General features: G+C 40.2%; 20 protein-coding genes. 7 read left to right on the forward strand and 13 right to left on the reverse strand.

Annotation, left to right across the window (positions count from 1 at the left end):
- Positions 1 to 647: 647 nt before the first annotated feature.
- Positions 648 to 1,457, forward strand: a complete 810-nt coding sequence (locus tag N473_RS14310; protein ID WP_063368507.1) for an energy transducer TonB — start codon at positions 648 to 650, stop codon at positions 1,455 to 1,457.
- A 1,211-nt stretch (positions 1,458 to 2,668) separates the two neighbouring features.
- On the opposite strand, the gene N473_RS14315 is transcribed toward N473_RS14310, so the two are convergent.
- The 3 genes from N473_RS14315 to N473_RS14325 all read right to left on the reverse strand — a co-directional run bounded on the left by N473_RS14315 (position 2,669) and on the right by N473_RS14325 (position 5,142).
- The gene (locus tag N473_RS14315) at positions 2,669 to 3,157 is read right to left on the reverse strand and encodes a CC0125/CC1285 family lipoprotein (protein ID WP_063368508.1); all 489 of its coding nucleotides are present in this window, start codon (positions 3,155 to 3,157) and stop codon (positions 2,669 to 2,671) included.
- A gap of 824 nt (positions 3,158 to 3,981) precedes the next feature.
- Complete coding sequence (locus N473_RS14320; RefSeq protein ID WP_063368509.1) at positions 3,982 to 4,557, reverse strand: YceI family protein; 576 nt, start codon at positions 4,555 to 4,557, stop codon at positions 3,982 to 3,984.
- Between the two features lie 39 nt (positions 4,558 to 4,596).
- Positions 4,597 to 5,142, reverse strand: coding sequence for a cytochrome b (locus N473_RS14325; RefSeq protein ID WP_063368510.1), 546 nt, complete (start codon positions 5,140 to 5,142; stop codon positions 4,597 to 4,599).
- 134 nt (positions 5,143 to 5,276) lie between these two features.
- Here N473_RS14325 and N473_RS14330 point away from each other — a divergent pair, with 134 nt between their 5' ends.
- Positions 5,277 to 6,173: a LysR family transcriptional regulator gene (locus N473_RS14330; RefSeq protein ID WP_063368556.1), complete on the forward strand. Its 897-nt coding sequence runs from the start codon at positions 5,277 to 5,279 to the stop codon at positions 6,171 to 6,173.
- Between the two features lie 25 nt (positions 6,174 to 6,198).
- Here the strand turns inward: N473_RS14330 and N473_RS14335 are convergent, their stop codons facing one another.
- The 5 genes from N473_RS14335 to N473_RS14355 form a co-directional block, all read right to left on the reverse strand.
- Complete coding sequence (locus N473_RS14335) at positions 6,199 to 6,621, reverse strand: cupin domain-containing protein (RefSeq protein ID WP_063368511.1); 423 nt, start codon at positions 6,619 to 6,621, stop codon at positions 6,199 to 6,201.
- 156 nt (positions 6,622 to 6,777) lie between these two features.
- Complete coding sequence (locus tag N473_RS14340) at positions 6,778 to 8,334, reverse strand: SulP family inorganic anion transporter (protein ID WP_063368512.1); 1,557 nt, start codon at positions 8,332 to 8,334, stop codon at positions 6,778 to 6,780.
- Positions 8,335 to 8,446: 112 nt separating this feature from the next.
- Entirely contained in the window at positions 8,447 to 8,908 is a 462-nt protein-coding gene (locus tag N473_RS14345; protein ID WP_023398345.1) for an Lrp/AsnC family transcriptional regulator, read from the reverse strand.
- 47 nt (positions 8,909 to 8,955) lie between these two features.
- A complete protein-coding gene (locus N473_RS14350) occupies positions 8,956 to 9,597 on the reverse strand; it encodes an MBL fold metallo-hydrolase (RefSeq protein ID WP_063368513.1) in 642 nt (213 codons plus the stop codon).
- A 1-nt stretch (position 9,598) separates the two neighbouring features.
- On the reverse strand, positions 9,599 to 11,389 hold the full coding sequence (locus N473_RS14355; protein WP_419555155.1) for a M14 family metallopeptidase: 1,791 nt from the start codon (positions 11,387 to 11,389) through the stop codon (positions 9,599 to 9,601).
- 141 nt (positions 11,390 to 11,530) lie between these two features.
- Here N473_RS14355 and N473_RS14360 point away from each other — a divergent pair, with 141 nt between their 5' ends.
- Entirely contained in the window at positions 11,531 to 12,358 is an 828-nt protein-coding gene (locus tag N473_RS14360; RefSeq protein WP_039609952.1) for an SDR family oxidoreductase, read from the forward strand.
- 108 nt (positions 12,359 to 12,466) lie between these two features.
- Here N473_RS14360 and rplT read toward each other — a convergent pair whose 3' ends face one another.
- The 4 genes from rplT to thrS all read right to left on the reverse strand — a co-directional run bounded on the left by rplT (position 12,467) and on the right by thrS (position 15,794).
- On the reverse strand, positions 12,467 to 12,826 hold the full coding sequence (gene rplT / locus N473_RS14365; protein WP_023398349.1) for a 50S ribosomal protein L20: 360 nt from the start codon (positions 12,824 to 12,826) through the stop codon (positions 12,467 to 12,469).
- Positions 12,827 to 12,841: 15 nt separating this feature from the next.
- Positions 12,842 to 13,042 carry a 50S ribosomal protein L35 gene (gene rpmI / locus N473_RS14370; RefSeq protein ID WP_023398350.1) on the reverse strand — a complete coding sequence of 67 codons (201 nt, stop codon included), beginning with the start codon at positions 13,040 to 13,042 and terminating at the stop codon, positions 12,842 to 12,844.
- A 216-nt stretch (positions 13,043 to 13,258) separates the two neighbouring features.
- On the reverse strand, positions 13,259 to 13,822 hold the full coding sequence (gene infC, locus N473_RS14375) for a translation initiation factor IF-3 (protein WP_080760236.1): 564 nt from the start codon (positions 13,820 to 13,822) through the stop codon (positions 13,259 to 13,261).
- 61 nt (positions 13,823 to 13,883) lie between these two features.
- Complete coding sequence (thrS, locus tag N473_RS14380; protein ID WP_039609951.1) at positions 13,884 to 15,794, reverse strand: threonine--tRNA ligase; 1,911 nt, start codon at positions 15,792 to 15,794, stop codon at positions 13,884 to 13,886.
- A 235-nt stretch (positions 15,795 to 16,029) separates the two neighbouring features.
- Here thrS and N473_RS14385 point away from each other — a divergent pair, with 235 nt between their 5' ends.
- The 3 genes from N473_RS14385 to N473_RS14395 all read left to right on the forward strand — a co-directional run bounded on the left by N473_RS14385 (position 16,030) and on the right by N473_RS14395 (position 19,576).
- Positions 16,030 to 17,034 carry an endonuclease/exonuclease/phosphatase family protein gene (locus N473_RS14385; protein ID WP_063368557.1) on the forward strand — a complete coding sequence of 335 codons (1,005 nt, stop codon included), beginning with the start codon at positions 16,030 to 16,032 and terminating at the stop codon, positions 17,032 to 17,034.
- A 48-nt stretch (positions 17,035 to 17,082) separates the two neighbouring features.
- On the forward strand, positions 17,083 to 17,544 hold the full coding sequence (locus tag N473_RS14390; RefSeq protein WP_039609950.1) for a DUF3010 family protein: 462 nt from the start codon (positions 17,083 to 17,085) through the stop codon (positions 17,542 to 17,544).
- A gap of 187 nt (positions 17,545 to 17,731) precedes the next feature.
- Complete coding sequence (locus N473_RS14395; protein WP_063368515.1) at positions 17,732 to 19,576, forward strand: ABC transporter ATP-binding protein; 1,845 nt, start codon at positions 17,732 to 17,734, stop codon at positions 19,574 to 19,576.
- Here the strand turns inward: N473_RS14395 and N473_RS14400 are convergent.
- Entirely contained in the window at positions 19,560 to 20,162 is a 603-nt protein-coding gene (locus N473_RS14400) for a TetR/AcrR family transcriptional regulator (protein ID WP_063368516.1), read from the reverse strand. The two genes, N473_RS14395 and N473_RS14400, sit on opposite strands and share 17 nt — an antisense overlap.
- A gap of 316 nt (positions 20,163 to 20,478) precedes the next feature.
- Between N473_RS14400 and N473_RS14405 the strand changes: the two genes are divergently transcribed.
- Positions 20,479 to 21,654 carry an efflux RND transporter periplasmic adaptor subunit gene (locus N473_RS14405; protein ID WP_063368517.1) on the forward strand — a complete coding sequence of 392 codons (1,176 nt, stop codon included), beginning with the start codon at positions 20,479 to 20,481 and terminating at the stop codon, positions 21,652 to 21,654.
- Positions 21,655 to 21,657 lie beyond the last annotated feature (3 nt).

Below are 21,657 nucleotides of genomic sequence, written 5' to 3' on the forward strand. Positions count from 1 at the left end.
GATAAGTGCTTTCCTTGCTCTAGTCATTTCTTTAAACTCGAGTTTAAACTGGATATTTAAACAGTAGTTAAGTAACTCGCTTTAAGCAAACAATTTGTGCCTGTCTAATATTGCTTGTCTAATATTGCTATCTCATATTGCTACTGTGTCTGTCCCATATGTCCCTCCCATATGTCCCTCCCATATGTCCCTCCCATATGTCCCTCTCCATATGTCCCATATTACTACTTGGAAAACAGCTTGACTTAAAGTCGGGAAATATAGGAAAAGTAGTTGAGGCCGATTAAAATCAGTGTTCCTAATTTAACCATAGACAACCTAAAAATGACGTACTTTCCCATGAATGATTATAACGCAGTTACTTTTATTCAAATGAAATGGATAGAATGACTTTGTTACTTAACCCACCTCTGAGGTTAATTATTAGCCTACCCCTTAGCACAAAAAAATACGAAAAACACCATGGTACAAAGATGTTAATACCCTGAAGCCTTTCTATATTTCGCAATTGTACATCTGTCGAATATAGCTCTAGATTAACATATTTATATTCTTTACCTCTCTACCAACTGTAGATTAAATTACGTTTGAATATTAAAAACATTTTATTATATAATTTAAATATAAATAACAAAATTTACTAAATTATGAAAAAAACAATCTATCCCATTGCTCTATTATCTGCTTTATTTGGTTGTGTGACGAGTACACCAATAGTAGAAAAGAACATTGAATTTAAAGAATGCAGTAAAATAAAATTAAATGTTTCTTGTCATAACAAACGACTTATATCCACTCTAGGTCTAGATAATGGTAGTCAAGTTATCGAGGCATTAGGAATAGACAGTAACCTAGATGCAGTAAACGCACTTAAAAAGATAGAAACCCAACATGCATATGACAAAGCGTTAATTAACTACTACATTGGCTCACTTTACTTGAAGAGTGATATGAAAAAAGAAGCTTTAATATACTTTGAGCATGCTGCCAAAAACGCCGACCTAAATCCGAATGAGTATAAGACAACTTTGCGCAACTTAGCTGAACTTAGCTTTTCTCTGGGTTACTATGATACTGCGAAGAGCCATATCCTTAAATATTATGACTATATGGAAATCACCCAACAGCATCATTTTGACCAATACCTAAGCAAGATTAATAACGAAAAACAAAACGAAGCTAATTCACCAACTTTAACTCATCGTGTAGCGCCAAAACACCCTGAAAAAGCAGTTGAACTAGGTATAAATGGCTATGTACAACTCACCTTTGATCTAAATAGGCAAGGTGAGCCAACTAATATCACTGTTTTAAAATCACAACCACAAGGGGTATTCGAGAAAGAGGCTACCTTAGCACTCGAAAAATGGCGGTATAGGGTTAACCTAACTGACACTGGTAACGTAATAGGCGGTAAACAGCTTTTTCTGCAGCTGAATTTTCAAACTCAACAGTAAAAGAAAGTGATTGAAAAAACCAACAGGTGGATTCTTAATATCAGCTATATACTCCTATTAAAATAATTGATGTTCTAACACAACCTCATCAGAGTGACGTGGAGGTGGTACCTTTTAGCCCCTCCCCTCCTGCGACCTTTTTTGTATCCTTTGGGGATAAATGTGCGTCTGTTACTACGACCAGCTTTTTTAATTTTGCTTTCTTTAAGACTGGTTTCATTTGTCTAATCTTTGTGTGTTGTTAAAATGCTCTTATATACAAACCAAAGCCAACGTTATATAAACCTTTCATAGCATTATCTCTAGTTATAATCTACGTCAAATTCAAATTTCAAAAACAACGCTTACACCACCCTGTCAAATGACTTTGTTCTTAGACAGTTATAAATTGATAAAAATAAAATACGCAATAGCGTAAGCATATATGCCTTATTGCGTACTTTTAGCTTTGTCCTTTGCTAATTTAAAGTTAAGTTGAACCTTTTGGTTAACTTTTTTTACTGCGATACCATTTACCTCTTTTGGTTTATACTTCCATTTTTTAGAGAGCTTACAGCCTCTTTATTGAAAAAATCTTAAAGGCTAGACTCCAGAGTAAGCAATTTGTGTCTGTCCCATATTACTCAATATTACTCAAAGCTGAGAAGTGCCTTATTTCTATCTTGTTTTTATATATGGTGCACTTGCATGTTTAATAAGGGCAACGATCTTATTTAATTTTATTCTAGTTTAGCGGTTTATTCGTATTAATTTTTCCCAGTTCTTCTTGATCTAATGTCCAAATATGAACCCTTTCAAGTTTAACCTTTGCAACACTAGCAGAAATAACAAACGCTAAAGGTGCCATTAGGTAGATAAATGGGGTAAAACTGTGCATGTGACAACCTACCAAATGAACTAAACCACCGAAGCACCCAACAGGTAAACGATTTTGTAACTACGAACAACAAATCTAGCTGCAAAACCAACCATCGCTGGAGGAATTGCTGGCATTATAAAAAGTGCACCTTCAATTTCTGCAAATAGAAACCGCTGGGATCAAAGAAAAAATGCTGCACAAAAGCCATAGACAGGTTTTTCATTTTCCCTTAATTCAATTAGTGCACTAACCATTTACTTATCTGAAAATCTCAAATTTCTCTCCTTACCAAAAAATTGTGCATAATCCATATTACTATTCCATATTATTATATTACTTTAGAGCTCAGCTTTTACTCTTCCCTGTAAATTTGATCATCAGTCAAATCTAGCTTTTCTTTCAACTCATCAATACATGAAGCCGTATCATGTATGAACCTAGGATATCTATGGTTTTGTTCTGCTTTGGGAGGCTTTATCCAACAACCTGATTTAGACGAACGGACATTTTTACTCAATAACTCAATATCGACAGTTGCATCTGTGATTTCTGAGGTGCCATATTGATCATGAACATAAGTCGTTTTTGCATTGACTTGACTAGACATAAAGCTTGGCGCACCTGATTTATGCGCTATAACCGCGGCACGTAACAAAGTAAAATCGAGTGTCTTTTGGAGCTTTAAATTCGAATTCCCTTTATATTGAACTGAATAGTGCTTCTCACTCACTTTTTTTTCCGAAAAGCCTCCACTTAGAATATTGTATGGCTGATATACGTGAGATACACAACCATTTAACGATACGAGTGCTGCTGTAATTGTTAATAACCTTGCAAACATGCTTCCAGGTCCTACTTCAAATTTTTTATTGTAAATATATTTATTAAAACATAAAAGAAAACGCTTTAATCTCACTTATTTTATCCAACCTGGAAATTAATGTAAAACAAACACCAACACCTTATGTACAACCTTAAAATACTAGCAAAAATTTTAAAAAACAAAGAAAGTTCATTAAATACCATACAGTTTAAAACATACATATTAATTTCTAAAATTAGAAGTTAAATAGGAACTAATATTCCCCCCATTTACCCCAACGCAATAAATATAATATTTAGCAAATGCATGGATGTGCAAAAAATGTAAATTCAACTTTCAACTTGCCAATTTTAAAACTTAGGGCTCCTCTATGTGAGTCGTCATAATTCAGGAAGTTAGACAGGCATACTTTAAAAACGCTAACTTATTTGGAACCTGTTGTGAGGCCCCCTTTTTTATCCTTGTTGCAATCAAATACACATCAAAAACCACAACGCCATTATCAGAACAGCCTAAAAATGATGAGTCGACTTGTTCGAGCCACACACTAGCTCAAAAGCATCCAATACCCACAATAGAGTCAAGTTATAAACTCTTTAGATGATATCCATGACCTTATTTCTCCTCGTTGAACTGTCTTTGAACTCCACAATTGTATTAATAAACAATTTATTATTAAAATCACACTCCCCTGTGAAAACATACAAAAAAGCCCCCACTAATTAGAATGTCCAACTATTGGGGGCTACTTCACTTGCTGAGGCTTTATCATTCTTGGGACTGAATTGTAACTACTCGCCTAAATCAACAGACCTAATTTAACCAATAGACTTAATTTAGATTTAAAGGCGAATACCTTCAATGTGTAATTCAAGCGTGACGTGTGTCGATGCAGGACCTAAGTTATAGTCGATACCAAAGTCTTTCAGTTTTAAAGATGTTTCACCAGAAAAACCAACACGGTAACCACCCCAAGGATCTTGACCTTCGCCAATTTTTTCAACTGGGAATGTAATCGTTCTTTTTACACCGTTCAGCTCTAGCAAGCCTGTAAGCTTGGCTTCTTTGTCGTTTACTTGCTCATACTTGGTACTTTCAAATGTTGCTTGTGGGAACTTCTTTACGTTCAAAAAGTCTTTCCCACGTAAGTGTTTATCGCGCTCAGCGTGGTTTGAGTCAATACTGGCTGTGTTGATCACAATATCGATTTTAGACTCATTAGGCTTGTTTTTGTCATAGCTAAATTTACCATCAAAATCATTGAACCGACCTGTTAGCCAACTGTAACCTAGGTGCTTAATTTTAAAGTTAATGAATGCATGTGCACCGGCTTTATCTACTTTGTACTCGGCAGCGCTTGCTGTTCCAGCCATTAATAAGCCTGTTGCTAACACCGCACTCACGATACCCTTTTTCATAATTTGCCCTTAAATAATCTATAAATAAATTAAAATACGTTATTTTGATACTTTTAAAATACGACTTAAGCCGCCGTCTTTATTGATAAATTGATGTTTCAGTGCTGCTAACATGTGCACAAGCACAAATCCGATCAAACTCCATGCAAGCCAAAAATGTATATCGCCTACAATGTCTTCTTGGTTGTCAAAAGACCAAGGCACTGCTGGGATTTCAAATAGCTCAAATACACTTATCGGCCTACCATCTGCGGTTGAGATAAAATAACCACTGAGTAAAAGAAGCAACATCAACACATATAAAAGCTGATGTCCTACTCTCGCAGCAATCTGTTCTAACTTCGGTCCAGGTAACGCTTTTGGTTTTGTATTTAGCTGTCGCCACGCCACTCTAAATAACCACACGCCCATCAATACGATGCCCAGTGATTTATGTAAATCTAATGACCCCTTATACCAAGCGTCATAATAGGTTAACTCGACCATGTACAATCCAAGACCAAACATGAAAAAGATGGCCATAGCCATAAGCCAATGCACAGCGATGCTTACCCAACCATAACCCTGAACGCTATTTTTTAGCATATGAAACCCACACCTTTAAAAAACTGAGACTAGATTACCGCGCATAAGTGACATTGAGTAGTGCACAAACTAAAGAACTATTGTGCAAAAAAATATATACTCAAAATCTAGACGAAGTGAAAAATATTATATTTATGCAGAAATTGAATTGGGACGATTTTAAAGTTGCCCATACAGTTGCAAAGGCAGGCTCGCTTGCAAAAGCTGCGACTATTTTAAAGTGTAACCATACCACCGTATTGCGACATATCAATCGTTTGGAAGACGCACTCAATGTGACTTTGTTTATCCGCCATCAAAGAGGATACCAGCTTACGGATGCTGGCCAGATAATGAGTGAAACTCTCGAAGAACTAAACACCCAGTTTATCTCTTTGGAAGACACTCTCCAGAGCATTCAACAAGATTTTAGTGGTAAAATTCGCATCACAACCGTGACTTCATACTCTCCCCTGTTAGCACCAGCAATGCAACAGTTTAGAAAGCAATACCCAAAAGTCAGGATAGAGTTACTGGCCACCGATGAAGTGATCCCACCCCAAAGTGGCAATATTCATGTGTCATTACGGGCAGGCCCTGAGCCAAAAGAGCCTGATTTAATTGCAAAACATGTGATCTCATTAAAAATGTCTTACTTTGCATCAAAAGAATATATGACAGAATATGGCTTACCGCAAAACGAAGATGAGTTTAATCAATTCCATTGGCTAATGCCCGATAGTTCAAAGCACCATATTCCGTTTATCAACCAAGTGATCAAACGCTTAAAAAACGACAGCATTGTGTACACCAGCAATCAATTTTCGGATATACAATCGGCTGTTGTCAGCGGTATGGGCATAGGTCCGCTATCTGAGAATGACGCCATTAAACATTCAAATTTAGTAAGATTGGATGACTGCCCGCCCCTTTGTAAAGAGAACGTTGGCGCACTCTGGTATACCTACCACAAAGATCTCAAGCAAAATGCAAAAATACGTGCACTTTATGAGTATTTAGTTGAGCACACTCAGCACTTATCAGTGGTATAAGTGCTTCGCTTATCAAAGAGTATCGTTAGTGTTTTTTCACCGTAATATCTTTTCCCTGCTCACCGGCATAAAACACTATGATGCGTACATCCTCTTTCCCCACCGCTTTGCCCTTATGCCACTGGTTTACAAGCTCAACAATAGGCTCTCCTGATTTCAGAATGAGCTGTTCACCACTTTGCTTAGTAACATGTAACTCTCCCGATAACACAACCCCGGCGTTAATGACTGGGTGAAGATGCAACGGCAGCTCAGTACCTGCTGGAATATGAATATCCAGCAATGTAATTTCCGGCTTACCTAGAGGATATGATGGTAGAGGTGTGCCATCCCAGCTTTGCGATGTTTTTGTTAAAGTTTTTACCGTCACTGTATTACTATCAGCAATGGCATTGCCACTGAGTAAACATGTTATAGCAAGTATGGAGAGTACAAGTTTTGTTTTCATGGTTTGTGCTTTTAAGATTTAATTACAGGCTACTTTAGATCATTGCTGCAAACATGTATACGTGTATTGGTAGCCGTCACCTAATGGGTAAAATACCGAACTAGTAGTGTGATAAAAAAAGCCCGCATCGAGCGGGCTTGTCTAATTAATTAATACTTAGGCTAGCTTGTCTGAAGCCACCTTGTATTTAGGGTCTTCAATTACGTTGATTTCAACTAAGTCCGATGCGTTATCAAGTAGCTGCTTGCAGTCCTCACTTAAGTGACGTAAGTGAAGTTTTTTTCCTGCTTTAGTGTATTTTTCAGCTAGCGCATCAACGGCTTCAATAGCACTGTGATCCGCAACACGGCTATGCTTGAATTCAACAATCACATCGTCAGGATCGTTTGCAACGTCAAACAATTCTGCGAAGTTTTTAACTGAACCGAAAAATAATGGGCCGTGTAACTCGTATACTTTAGAGCCTTCATCATCAATGTAGTTATTTGTGTAAATGTGCTTCGCGTGTTCCCAAGCAAATACAAGCGCTGAGACAATCACACCCACACATACCGCAATTGCAAGGTCCGTGATCACAGTCACACCAGATACCAATACAATCACAAATGCGTCACTCTTAGGGATACGCTTCATTAAACGAAAGCTTGACCATTCAAATGTGCCAAGTACAACCATAAACATAACACCAACAAGTGCTGCTAGTGGGATCATCTCAATTAAGCTCGCCGCAAATAAAATGAAGCCAAGTAGTAATAATGCCGCTGTGATACCCGATAGTCGGCTACGACCACCTGAGTTAATGTTAATCATAGATTGACCAATCATCGCACAACCACCCATCGCACCAAACACACCACATGTTACGTTTGCAGCACCTTGACCAACACATTCACGGTTACTGTTACCACGAGTTTCTGTGATTTCGTCAATCAGTGTTAATGTCAGTAGCGATTCTATTAAGCCGATAGCAGCCAAGATAAGTGCATATGGGAAGATGATTTTAAGCGTTTCAAGGTTCCAAGGTACGTCTGGGATATGGAATGCGGGGAAACCACCCGCAATTGTTGCATCTGCATTACCGCTCATGTCTTTTAGGTAATCTAGTACATTACGTGCATCTAAATCAAAACCAATTACAATACCCGTCACCACTAGGATAGCTGCCAAACTTGACGGCACAGCGGTTGTCAGCTTTGGAAGGAAATGAATAATGGCCATAGTTAAAGCAACCAAACCCGCCATAATATACAGCTCTGAGCCTTGCATCCACTGAAGAGTACCTGACTCATCCATGACTTTAAATTGGCCTAATTGCGCTAAGAAAATAACAATAGCCAAACCATTAACAAAGCCAAGCATAACGGGATGCGGGACCATTCGGATAAACTTACCAAGTTTAAATATACCCGCTAATATCTGCAAAATACCCATCAATAATACAGTGGCGAAGAGGTATTCAACGCCATGTTCAACCACAAGGCTTACCATAACTACTGCAAGTGCACCGGTTGCACCTGAAATCATTCCTGGACGACCACCAAAAATCGACGTGATCAATCCAACGATAAATGCTGCATACAAACCAACCAATGGGTCGACTTGTGCAACAAATGCGAATGCGACCGCTTCTGGTACCAATGCTAACGCAACAGTTAAACCAGAAAGCACGTCGTTCTTAGCAGAGCTTGGCGCTTTGCCTATAAGATTAAACATTTATATCCCCAAGTGTTTTTACTACGACAGAAAAGCGCTGGATCCTATCAAAATCCAGCGCTTTTAACAAACATGATACATTATAGTGTTAAATTGAGATGTCTGTATGACACTATATAATTGGTAAGGCAGTTGAACGCTTAACGCATGTCATGGTCACATTAGAGTGAACTTCTTGTACATATTCTAGGTTTAATAAATTATCACGAACAAATAGCTCATATCCTTCTATGCCTTTTGAAACTATCCTAAGCATAAAGTCCATAGTACCTGCCATAGTGTAACACTCAGTAACCTCATCATAGCTCATAATCAACTTTTCAAATTCTGCAAGGTTGCTGCGGCCATGGTTTGACAATTTCACATGAGCATACACTAACATATCGAAGCCAAGTTGCTTTTCGTCTAGCAGCGCAACTTTCCCTTTGATAAACCCATCTTGCTCCAATTTAGCGATGCGTCTCCAACAAGGAGATTGTGATAATCCTACTTTGTCTGCAATTTCTGCAGTAGACAAACTTGCATCTTGCTGTAACAACGCTAGTATCTGACGATCAACTTGATTTAATGACATATTTTTCTTTATATTTTAATGTTAAATTTTACGCTATTCACGTAGCGTTACCCAAAGCGACCGCTCATAAATGGGTTATTACGCTTCTCGTACCCTATTGTGGTATCTTCTCCGTGACCACTCAATACCCGGGTTTCATCATCCAAGGTAAAAAGCTTTGTTTCAATAGCGTGCTTAAGTTGTGAGGCATCTCCTTTAGGAAAATCAGTACGCCCCACCGAACCTTTAAACAGCACATCACCAACCAGTACTGTCGCACTTGCAGGTTCATAAAAAACAACATGTCCAGGCGTATGGCCCGGACAATGTCTCACTTGCAAGCTTAACGCTCCAAGCTCAACAATATCCCCTTCGTTCAACCAACGTTGGGGAAAAAATGGTTTATGCGGTGCAAAACCAAACATTTGCGCCTGCATAGGTAACCCTTCTAACCAAAACGTGTCATCAATGTGAGGACCAACGATGTCTACATTAAACTGTTTGGCAAGCTCCTCACTGACACCCACATGGTCCAAGTGACCATGTGTAAGCAAAACCAGATCTACATCAAGGTTATATTCCTTGACAGCTGCAATAATCTTGTCGGCATCGCCACCGGGATCTACTATGGCAGCTTTTCCTGTAGACTCGCAAGCGATAACTCGACAGTTTTGCATAAACGGCGTTACTGGTATTGTTAAAACTTTCATGTTACTGCCCCGTATACGACATTAAAATCGGATACTTTAAATATGCTTTATCGTAGTATGGTGTTTTTTCATACAACCATTCAAGCCTTTGTTTATCGCTTTTAGCAAACTTTTTATCTTCGCGGATCTTTTTATCAAATGCCAAAGCAAGCTTAGGGCTCTCTTTTAACATTTTCCTAGCATATGGCTCAAGTGCATAATTTTCAACATATTCTGTACGCTGGAAAATACTATGGAAGTCTCCCCATGCAAAAAATGAGTCAGGCGCTACTGGATGAAGCAAATGTGTTACAAGTTCAGAATACGCTTGTTTTGTCGAAACTTTAGTCCACCCAGAAAGAGAAACTTCTTCATTTAACAGGTTAGATTTGAATGTCGCATCTACTCTAAAGCGCCCTTCAAATGGCGAGTTAGCAAAGCTATGATTATCGACCGTTAGCTGTGTTAGGCCAGCTAGAGAAGTCCCTTCTGGCAATGCCTCTACTTCTACACCATGTAGCTTTAGTTTATCGACTAAATCAGCATATTGTGGTGGAATGTAAAACGCCTCTGGGACTTGCACAATCGTTTTAATTTCCTTCTGCCAAAATACAGGCAATTTTTCATAATTGATTGGCTCACCGAGATATTTTACTTCTTTATGTCCTGATAAAGCGCTTTCAAAGCTTTTGTACTTAATTCCTTTGAAAGGTATATAATCAGGCTGTTGACTGTAAGACCTTGAGACAACAAGTTCTTTAGGGTAAGACTGTTTTTCAGCTTCCACGGCGCTATGTAATGCTTTATGCTGCTGCGCAAGCGCATCAATCACACCATCAATAAATACATAGGTACCGAGTACACGCTGTTTATAAGGCTTCAATGAGTGGTTTTCAACCAAGATAGTTGGCAACCCTTTGATATCACCCCACCCATTTGAAAATCTCGGAGATGCTACCCAGCCAGCAAGACCTTTCTTAAGATCACGTTTATCCATCACAAATACAAGCGGACCAGGTATATGTCCACTTTTTGCCAGCTTTGTGTCAATAATTGGCGTAAATTGCTCTTCTAGTACTTTCGATATTGCTGGAGATTCACTCGCAAAACTAGGATTGAAGCCATAGGTCACGTCATACTGATAATCCGCGCCATCTGTGACGTGAACATCTACGTACAACGCTGGGGCATAATCATTAATGACTTTTAATACCGAACGCACACCTGGTGTGTCTAATTTTGTGTAATCGCGGTTTAAATTTAGGTTCTTTGCGTTTGTTCTGAAGCCCATGGTCACGGGGCCACGTTGATTTATACGATTAAATTCACTGCTTCTCTCGTGACCATCTACGTTCAGTATTGGAATAAACAAAATATTCACTTTACTTAAGATATCGCGGCGCTTTCCTGTAGCAATATCTCTTAGTAACATAAACATGGCATCTTTACCGTCAATTTCTCCAGCGTGAATACCCGCTTGGATCAGCAGTGTCGGTTTATTATTATTTTTCATCATCGCTGGAGAAAATTGACTACCTTCAACAGCTAATAGCATATTAATGTCCCTTCCCTGATCACTCACACCAATCTTGACCGACTGGAACTGCGTTGGATTAGAGGCGACTAAGCGCTTTAAAAACTCATTTGTTTGCTCGTAATTCGGGGACTCTAATCCACCGCTTAACTCAAAGTCTGTTGTCAGAGGTCCCTCTTGCTGCATCAAAGCCTCACTTTGACCTTGCCAAAGTTGCAATGGAGGGAGATGACTATTCAAATTAAGCGTTGCGGAAAGCAGAACAATACCTAAACTCATAAACATTCTTTGTGTCTTTTTTGTATAAAGATGATTATATCAATATTTTATTTAACAGCTTACAATGTGCGGTGATTCAACAAAAATTCACAGTTAAACGCACTAATTCGCGGTCAACTTAAGGAAAGTTTAACAAAACCAATGAGTAAAAGTATTTTAATCACAGGGTGCTCTACAGGCATAGGTTTGTATTGTGCAGAAACACTGTATAAATCCGGGTACAAGGTTATCGCCTCAGTGAGAAACTCAAAGCACCTCTCGCACTTTGAACAACTCGGGATTCCTTGTATCTTGCTCGACTTATCAGACGAGACGTCAATAAACCAAGGTTTCCAACAAGCACTTGACTTATGTGACGGAAAACTCGATGTGCTCTTTAATAACGGCGCATATGGTCAACCCGGCGCGGTCGAAGACTTGCCAACGGATGTGCTAAGACAACAATTTGAAGTTAATTTTTTTGGATGGCATACCCTAACCCGTCTTGCTGTCGCACATATGAGAGCGCAAGGGCAAGGTAGAATCATTCAAAACTCTTCTGTGCTTGGCTTAGTGGCATTGCCTTATCGCGGTGCATACAACGCCAGCAAATTTGCACTCGAAGGACTTACTGACACGCTCAGAATGGAGCTTTCAGACACCAATGTACAAATTAGTCTCATTGAGCCAGGACCAATTTTATCTGATTTTAGAAAAAATGCTCGCCAAGCATTTGAACAACATATCGATATTGAATCCAGTTATCATAAAGATGAATATCAAGCACAATTAACTAGGCTCAAAGCCCAAACAGCGCCGCAGAAATTCACGCTCGGCCCAGAAGCGGTCTACGACAAACTTCTACATGCGATTGAGTCGCCAAAAGCAAAAGCTAGATATTATGTGACGTTTCCAACTTATTTGATGGGTTACTTAAAACGCATTTTAAGTTCACGCTGGTTAGACAAATTATTACTAAAGAATCGCTGATGATAGCGTGAAGAAAACCAAGCCTGTGGGACAGACTGAACTGGATAGGTAAACACTAAAAAAGGAGCCACAGGCTCCTTTTAAACATCGCTATACTTAATTAATAAATTAAGCTGCAAGACCTTCTTTTGCTTTCTCTACTAGAGCAGTGAAAGCTACTTGGTCATATACTGCGATATCAGCTAGGATCTTACGATCGATTTCAATTGACGACTTTTTAAGGCCGTTAATGAAGCGGCTGTAAGATAGGCCGTTTTGACGTGCTGCAGCATTGATACGTGCAATCCATAGTTGACGGAAAGTACGTTTCTTAGCGCGACGGTCACGGTATGCATATTGACCAGCTTTAGTTACAGCTTGGAACGCTACGCGGTAAACACGTGAACGTGCTCCGTAGTAACCTTTAGCTTGCTTTAATACTTTTTTGTGACGTGCACGTGCGATAACACCGCGTTTAACTCTTGCCATTTCTGATATCCTCTATTAAGCGAATGGTAACATACGATCGATAAGGCCTAGGTCATTCTTATGAACCATAGACTTAGCACGTAGGTGTAGTTTACGCTTAGATGACTTCTTAGTCAGAATGTGACGAAGATGCGACTGTTTACGCTTGTAACCGCCTGAAGCAGTCTTTTTGAAGCGCTTTGCAGCACCTCTGTGTGTTTTTAGCTTGTAAGCCATTGCAATAACTCCAAATGATATTGCGTTTAATATATGTAAGTAGGCGGATGCGAACATCACTTTTAAGGCCCAACTTACACCCTATTCCGGCGAAGCTGAATGTAAACAAACAGCTTACTTACTACCGGTCAACACAGGTGACTTCAGATTAAAAACCTGAGTACTTTCAATACCCGTGTTAAATTCTTTCAAAAATCGGTGCGAATTATGCCTGACTTATGCTTTTTTTGCAATAGGTGCCATCATCATAACCATCTGACGACCTTCAACACGATTCGGGAAAGATTCAACTTGAGCAATCTCTTCCAAATCTGCTTTTAAGCGGTTAAGCATGCTGATTGCGATTTCTTGGTGAGCCATTTCACGACCACGGAAACGGATGGTGATTTTCGCCTTGTCGCCACCTTCTAAGAACTTGCGCAAGTTACGAAGTTTAACTTGATAGTCACCTTCGTCAGTACCAGGGCGGAATTTAATCTCTTTAACCTGGATCTGTTTTTGCTTTTTCTTCTGTTCTTTTTGTAATTTTGCTTTTTCAAAAACGAACTTACCATAGTCCATTACCTTCGCCACTGGTGGCTCAGCGTTTGGACTGATTTCAACAAGGTCTAAACCTGCGTTTTCTGCTTGCGCTAGCGCATCTCTCGTAGAGACAATGCCCGCTTGCTCACCTTCAGCATCGATTAAGCGAACTTCTTTCGCTGTGATTTCATCATTGATACGATTCTTTTGAGCAGTAGTTTGCCCTTTTTTGCCGCCTCTAATGGTACGTTCCTCCAAAAAATCCAAAATTAAACGTGCGGCACTGTTGTAAATATGTTTGCCGCACGGGTTTCAAAAATTAAACTCTGTTTTTGATTTCTTCGCTAATTTTAGCAACAAAATCATCTACAGAGAATTTGCCAAGGTCTTCACCCTTGCGCGTTCTTACTGCTAGCTCTTGTTGTTCGACTTCTTTATCGCCAACAACAAGTAAATAAGGTATACGTTTTAAAGTATGCTCGCGAATTTTAAAGCCAATCTTCTCATTTCTCAAGTCAGCACAAGCTCTTATTCCAAGTTTATTTAGTTTTTGCACAACTTCTTGGACATAATCTGCCTGTTTATCCGTGATATTCATGATCACAACCTGTTTTGGTGCTAACCATGTTGGGAAGAAACCAGCATACTCTTCGGTTAAAATACCGATGAAACGTTCAATCGAACCTAAAATTGCGCGATGGATCATAACAGGCGTTTTACGCTCGTTGTTTTCAGCGACATATGTCGCGCCCAAACGACCCGGTAACGCAAAGTCTAGCTGTACTGTACCACATTGCCAAGCTCGCTCTAGGCAATCGTACAACGTGAACTCAATCTTAGGTCCATAGAACGCACCTTCTCCCGGCAGGTATTCAAACTCAATGTCGTTAGACTTAAGCGCTTCAGCAAGTGCAGCTTCAGCTTTGTCCCACATTTCGTCTTCACCAATACGCTTTTCAGGGCGAGTAGACAGTTTTACAACTATCTTTTCAAAACCAAATGTTTCATACGTATCGTAGACCATTTTAATACAAGATGAAACTTCATCCATGATCTGCTCTTCTGTACAGAATACATGGGCGTCATCTTGAGTAAATCCACGGACACGCATTAGGCCGTGTAGAGCGCCTGACGGCTCATTACGGTGACAACAACCGAACTCAGCCATACGCAGTGGTAAATCACGGTATGATTTCAAGCCTTGATTGAAGATTTGTACGTGACCTGGGCAGTTCATTGGTTTGATTGCATATTCACGCTTCTCAGATTCAGTCGTGAACATTGCATCTGAATACTTATCCCAGTGACCAGACTTTTCCCAAAGTCCTCTGTCCATCATCAATGGACCTTTTACTTCTTCGTAGTCGTATTCACGCAATTTTTCACGCACAAAGTCTTCTAGCTCACGGTAGATGCTCCAACCATCGTTGTGCCAAAATACCATGCCTGGCGCTTCTTCTTGCCAGTGCCATAAATCTAATGCTTTACCAATTTTACGGTGGTCACGTTTTTCAGCTTCTTCTAAACGCTTAAGGTATGCTTTTAACTGCTTTTTATCTGCCCAAGCAGTACCGTAGATACGCTGGAGCATTTTGTTGTCTGCATTACCACGCCAATATGCGCCTGCAACCTTCATAATTTTGAAGTGTTGACAGAACTTCATGTTCGGCACGTGAGGACCGCGACACATATCAATGTATTCTTCGTGATGGTATAGGCCTGGACGATCATCTTTAGCAACGTTTTCGTCAAGAATTTCCATCTTGTAAGTTTCACCACGAGATTCAAACGTGTCTCTCGCTTCTTGCCAGCTTACTTTCTTTTTAACAACATCATAATTTGTTTTAGCTAGCTGCAACATACGCTTTTCAATTGCATCAAGATCTTCTTGAGTTAATGAATGCTCCATGTCGATGTCATAGTAGAATCCATTATCGATGGTTGGACCTATCGCCATTTTAGCTTCTGGGAAAAGCTGCTTTACCGCGTGGCCAATTAAGTGCGCACATGAGTGACGAATGATCTCTAATCCGTCTTCATCTTTTGCGGTAATAATTTCAAGATTCGCATCTTGTTCAATGATGTCACATGCATCTACACGCTCGCCATTTACGCGGCCAGCAATGGTCGCTTTAGCAAGACCAGGGCCGATGTCTTTAGCAACATCAAGAGTAGAAACAGGGTTTTCGAAAATACGCTGACTGCCGTCAGGAAGAGTAATTACTGGCATTTTTAATCCTATTTACAGTGGTGACACCTACGCCGCGTCACATGTATCTATTATCAATTTTAAGTGTTAGTGTTGCCCATCAACGCTTTTACGAATAAGCATTGGTTATTCAGTGATATGCTAAATTTGACTGGGGTCTTTCAATCCTGCGGCTATTGTGACCTGATGCGTGACGAGTTGCAAGGAAAAGACTAAGATTAAATAGTCATTATTAATGGAAAGCAGAGGGATTTTTATGGAGCAGCGAAAAACTTTCAAATTTGCGTCTTTCAATCTTTTGAATTTTGCATCGCCTCCTTATGCTTTTTATCAACCAGAGGAAACCTATAATGACACTCAATGGGCCACAAAAACGCAATTCATTACAGGCCTGATCCAGCACATTGACCCAACAGTCATCGTATTCCAAGAGGTGTTCAACCCTGATGTATTAGCCTCACTTTGCGAGGACTTGGGCCTAAGTTACTTTGCAACAGTTGACTCACCCAAACCGGATGCCGTTTACTCTAATGTGCTATTTAATCCGGTGGTCGCCATCGCTTCAAAAATACCATTTAAGCAATGCAAACCACTCGAACCTTGTCATGAGTTATTGGAATATTTAAATAACCTCGCGCACTTTAAATTTAATCGCACGCCTATCAAGTGCACCTTTGAGCTAGATGGCTTTGGTTTGCTAACAATTTACGCCGTACACTTTAAATCTCAGCGTATTCATTCAATGGCGCAATTACTTGGAGATCCAGACCAAGAAGATCCCTTTTTAGTCATGCTCAATCAAACCGTGGGAACAATGCAGTCGCAAATTTCTCGTTCTTTAGAAGCGTCCATTGTGTATTACGACGCCTTAAAAACACAAAGGGAGAAAAATTCGGCAACATTAGTAATGGGCGACTTCAATGCACACATTACCAGCCCTGCCTTGTCATTTATGACAGAGCAATTTCCCATTATTAGTGAATCCTCTCAATTGGGCAGCGTTGGGTTATTTGAAAGCTTTGCCATTGCAGACAACCAGCCTGAGCTGGGAGTCAAGCCTCCAACTCATTACTACCATGGTGAAGGTAACGTATTAGATTATATTTTGGCGTCGAAGGAGTTTTCACCAAGAGATCCAAATACCCGTGTTAACTCGCTCACTTATCACAATTATGCGAGCCACTTGGACCCTAAAAGAGACGAAGAGGACATAAGATATTCAGATCATGCAGCAATTGCGATAGAAATTACAATTAAATAAAAAAGCTATGCTATTATCCCTGCCATTAGGTATAAATTGGAAAATATAATGAGAACATTAGGTGTTGAAATTACTGGTAGCGAAGCGATGCTTTGTCTTCTATCAAAAGAGAACGACGTATTCGACATTAGGGATATTCGACAAACTCGCTTCACATTGGCAAACATCGGCCAAGACCAAGAAGCAATGCGCAAATTTCACTTTGATGTATCAAAACTGGTAGAAGATTATCAAATCGACACCATCGCTATTCGTCAAAGAGCACACAAGGGAAAGTTTGCTGGAAGTGCTGCTGGGTTTAAAATGGAAGCGGCTTTTCAGCTTATTCCAAACACCGAGGTGCACTTACTCAACGCAACTGAAGTGAAAGAGCAATTAAAGCGCAATCCAGTTCCTGTTGATTATGCTGACACTGGTTTAAGAAAATACCAAGAACAAGCGTTCACTAATGCTTACGTACTGATCATGCGTAAAACATATGGACATGATATAGAGGACGAGCAAGCTTAAACTGCATCGTCAATACACGTATTTCAAGGTGAGTGTCACTACTCACCTTTCACAGTTCCTCCTTTTCGTCATTTCACCCTCATCAATACTAATCGCATAAACGCATACTTATACCTTTCATTTTCTGCTAACCTCGAAAAATAGCGCTAAATTATTCGCGCAAGTTGGAATAAAAAAGGATGTATTAATGTATAAGTTGTTTGAGAAACTCACTGATGCTTTTCCCACTAGAGATGCAAACCAACCTCCTAATTCCCTTTATGCTTTTTGTCGACATTACAGCCGTGGCATGGAATACCCACTGATCATTATGTCAATATGCGCCGCTTCACTTGCAACTCTAGAAGTCATCTTATTCAGTTTTATGGGTACCATGGTTGATTGGATGCAAACCATGAGCCCAGAGCAGCTTTTTAGCAGCAAAAGCCAGACTTTAATGACTATGGCTGCAATAACCGTAATAGCAATTCCAATATTAGTTTTTGTACATAGCGCATTTTTACATCAAAGTTTGCTCGGGAATTACCCCATGTCAATTCGCTGGCTAGCGCATAAATACTTGCTCAAACAAAGTATGTCATTTTATCAAGATGACTATGCTGGCAGAATTTCAACCAAATTAATGCAAACCTCCTTAGCAATCAGAGAAGCGGTCATGAAGCTGCTTGATGTATTGGTCTATATCGTCGTCTATTTTAGTGCCACATTGGTGCTTATTGGGAGCAGTGATATACGCTTACTCATTCCGCTATTTATTTGGTTATTCTTTTACATCTGCGTGCAAGTCTATTTTTTGCCAAGGCTTAAACAGGTTTCTTCAGAGCAAGCCGATGCTCGATCTGAAATGACAGGACGCATCGTAGACAGCTATACCAATATCTCTACAGTGAAACTTTTCTCTTACACCAAACGAGAAGAAGAATATGCCAAAAGCAGCATGGATGTGTTTATGCAACCCGTTTATAGACAAATGCGGTTAGTCACGAGCCTAAATGTCAGTATTCAAGTCTTAAATTACCTTTTGGTTTTCTCCATTGCCGGCCTATCCCTATACCTTTGGTCAAAGAACGTGATTTCAGCCGGAGAAATTGCCATCGCTATTAGCCTTTCGTTAAGATTAAATGGCATGTCCCAATGGATTATGTGGGAAATTAGCAGCTTGTTTGAAAATATTGGGACCGTCGTAGATGGTATGAATACACTCTCAAAATCCATCGAGGTCGCCGACATAACCAATGCAAACGACCTCATCGTAACCAGTGGTCGGATCAACTTTAAAGATGTCACTTTTGCCTACAAGCGCATGGATAAAAATTTATCGACCCCAGTGTTTGATAGATTATCTCTAGAGATAAAGAACGGAGAGAAAATCGGTATTGTAGGACGATCCGGCTCAGGTAAGTCAACGCTTGTGAATCTCCTGCTCAGATTTTACGATATTCAACAAGGCAATATTTCAATAGACAACCAAAATATCAGTCGCGTAACCCAAGAAAGCCTAAGAAAGCAGATTGCGATGGTCACTCAAGATACCGCATTGTTACACCGCAGTATCCGAGATAATGTACTGTATGGCAGGCCTGAAGCAACTGAAGAAGAGCTGTTAGAAGCACTCAACAAAGCACAAGCCAGCGCATTTATATGGGATCTGGAAGACAGCCAGGGTAATCAAGGACTGGATGCACAAGTTGGTGAGCGAGGAGTCAAACTCTCCGGAGGCCAGAGGCAGCGCATTGCCATTGCTCGCGTGTTGCTCAAAGACGCGCCTATTTTGGTGCTCGATGAAGCGACATCGGCCCTCGACTCTGAGTCAGAGCAAGCGATACAAGCCAGTTTAGATGAGCTAATGCAAGATAAAACGGTCATTGCGATAGCCCATAGACTCTCGACTATTGCACAAATGGACCGATTGATCGTTCTAGAAAAAGGCGCCATTGTAGAGCAAGGCACACATACAGAGTTACTGGATCAAAATGGCATATACGCCAAACTCTGGGCACATCAAACAGGCGGGTTTATTGGCGTGGACTAACACCACGACAAAACAATTTACAGGCTTGTTCAATGAATGCTTCAAGTTGCTGATCATCTACGGGGGGCTGCCACCTAATGGCCATCTCCCAAAATGTGAGTCTTTTTAACCCACCCCAAAAAAAGGCTGCTGCAAAGTGGGCATCATGATCGCCTAGGCAGCCTGCACTCGATGCTTCTTCAAACCACACTACCATTGACTGCTCACAGTGACTGAACTTTTCATTTAATCGATGTGCTTGTGTCTCACTTCGCATTGACTCAATCATCACAATACGGGATAACCGGATATAGTCAGGGTCGCACAGCAAACTTACAACACTAATCGCTAAGTGTTTTAATTGCACTTCAAAGTCATAGTTTGGAATAAACTGGATTGCAGTTAATGGTTCTATTCTTTCAATAAGCAAAATAACAACAGCATCAAATAGCGCTTCTTTATTCGGGTAGTGCTTATATAAAGTCCTTTTTGATACTTCAGCCTTTTGGCAAATTGCCTCCATTGTTGTGGCCTGCAACCCATTTAGCGCAAATTGTTCTATCGCGGCACTAACGATTGCTTGCTGTTTGGCTGACAATTGTGTCATTTATTTCTCTCACTTTTAACAATTAACACCAGTTTAACCAATTATCGGGACAATAAAAAGTATACGGTTGCGTTTATCTATAAAATAAAAAGTACACGACATCGTTTACCTTTACATTAAACAAGTATACACTAGCGTTTACTTGTATAGTTGTCGAGTTTATAACCTTTACTTTGGTGTGAGGAAGGTATCAAAAGGACAATCTGCCCACTAATACCCTATGTGGAATAATTTATACAAGGTAGTAAGCTAAACTGTGATGAGCAATACCAGCGACAGTTTGGAAGCACGATAGTTAATAGGATTTGGAGTGTTCATGTATCCAGCATCATTCAAAAGCAAAGTTAAACACCTTTCTTTAGCACTTTTCACAGCAGGCATGTTAAGTGCTTGCTCAGAAGCTCCACAACAACAAGCAGGATTCGGTATGCAGCCTGCTCAAGTCAGTGTGACTCATGTTTCAACACAAAGCGTACCGTTTAAGATTGAACTACCAGCGACACTTCTTGGCGACAAAGAAGTTGAAATACGTGCTCGAGTATCAGGGCTGATTGAATCCAGAAACTTTGATGAGGGACAATACGTAAACGCTGGACATTCCCTGTTCACCATCGAATTAAAACCATTCGAACTCGAGCTTGAAAAAGCGCAAGCTGATCTCCATGCCGCAGAAGCTAACGTGGCACAAGCGAAGCGCGAAAGAGATAGATTAGAAAAACTTAAAGATGAGCGTTCAGTCTCTAAACGCGATTTCGATAATGCCGTTTCAGCTTATGATATTTCGCTTGCTAATTTAGAGTCTGCAAAAGTTGCTTTAAACGAAGCCCAGCTTGACCTTGAATACGCACAAGTAAAAGCGCCAGTGTCAGGCATTATCGGTCGTGAAAAAGAATCTCAAGGCAGTTACATCTCTGGCCCAACGGTACTGTTAACTGAACTCACTGACACTAGCTTCATGAGAGCTCGCTTCGGATTTTCTGAGCGTGAGCAGCTCGCTATGCGAAAAGATGTAGAGCTTGGTAAATTAACCCTACCAAACAATAACGAGTTTGACGCCACTGTCATTTTACAAGATGGCTCAACATACTCAGAACAAGGCAAAGTGAATTTCTCAGATGTTCGAGTCAACCGTTTTACGGGTACCTCTGAATTGCAAGCGCGTATCGCCAATCCAAAAGGTGAATTAAGACCGGGCCAATTTGTACGTGTGCAGCTCAGTGGTGCCGTTAGAAACAACGCCATCGTTGTACCTCAACGCGCCGTGTTAGATAACGGTACTGGTAAATTCGTTTATATTGCTGCTGAGAATGAGCAAGGTATGAAGGTTGCCTTACCTGCTCCAGTTGAAGTCGGTGAGTGGGTACAATTAAATGGTCAAAATATGTGGGTAATTCGCTCCGGGCTTCAACCAAATCAACCCGTCATTGTTGAAGGCATGGCACGTATTTTTTTCCCCGGCATGCCCGTTAACGTAGCGGCTCAAGGAGAATAAGCC

The sequence above is a fragment of the Pseudoalteromonas luteoviolacea CPMOR-1 genome (assembly GCF_001625685.1).
Lineage (GTDB): Bacteria > Pseudomonadota > Gammaproteobacteria > Enterobacterales > Alteromonadaceae > Pseudoalteromonas > Pseudoalteromonas luteoviolacea_K.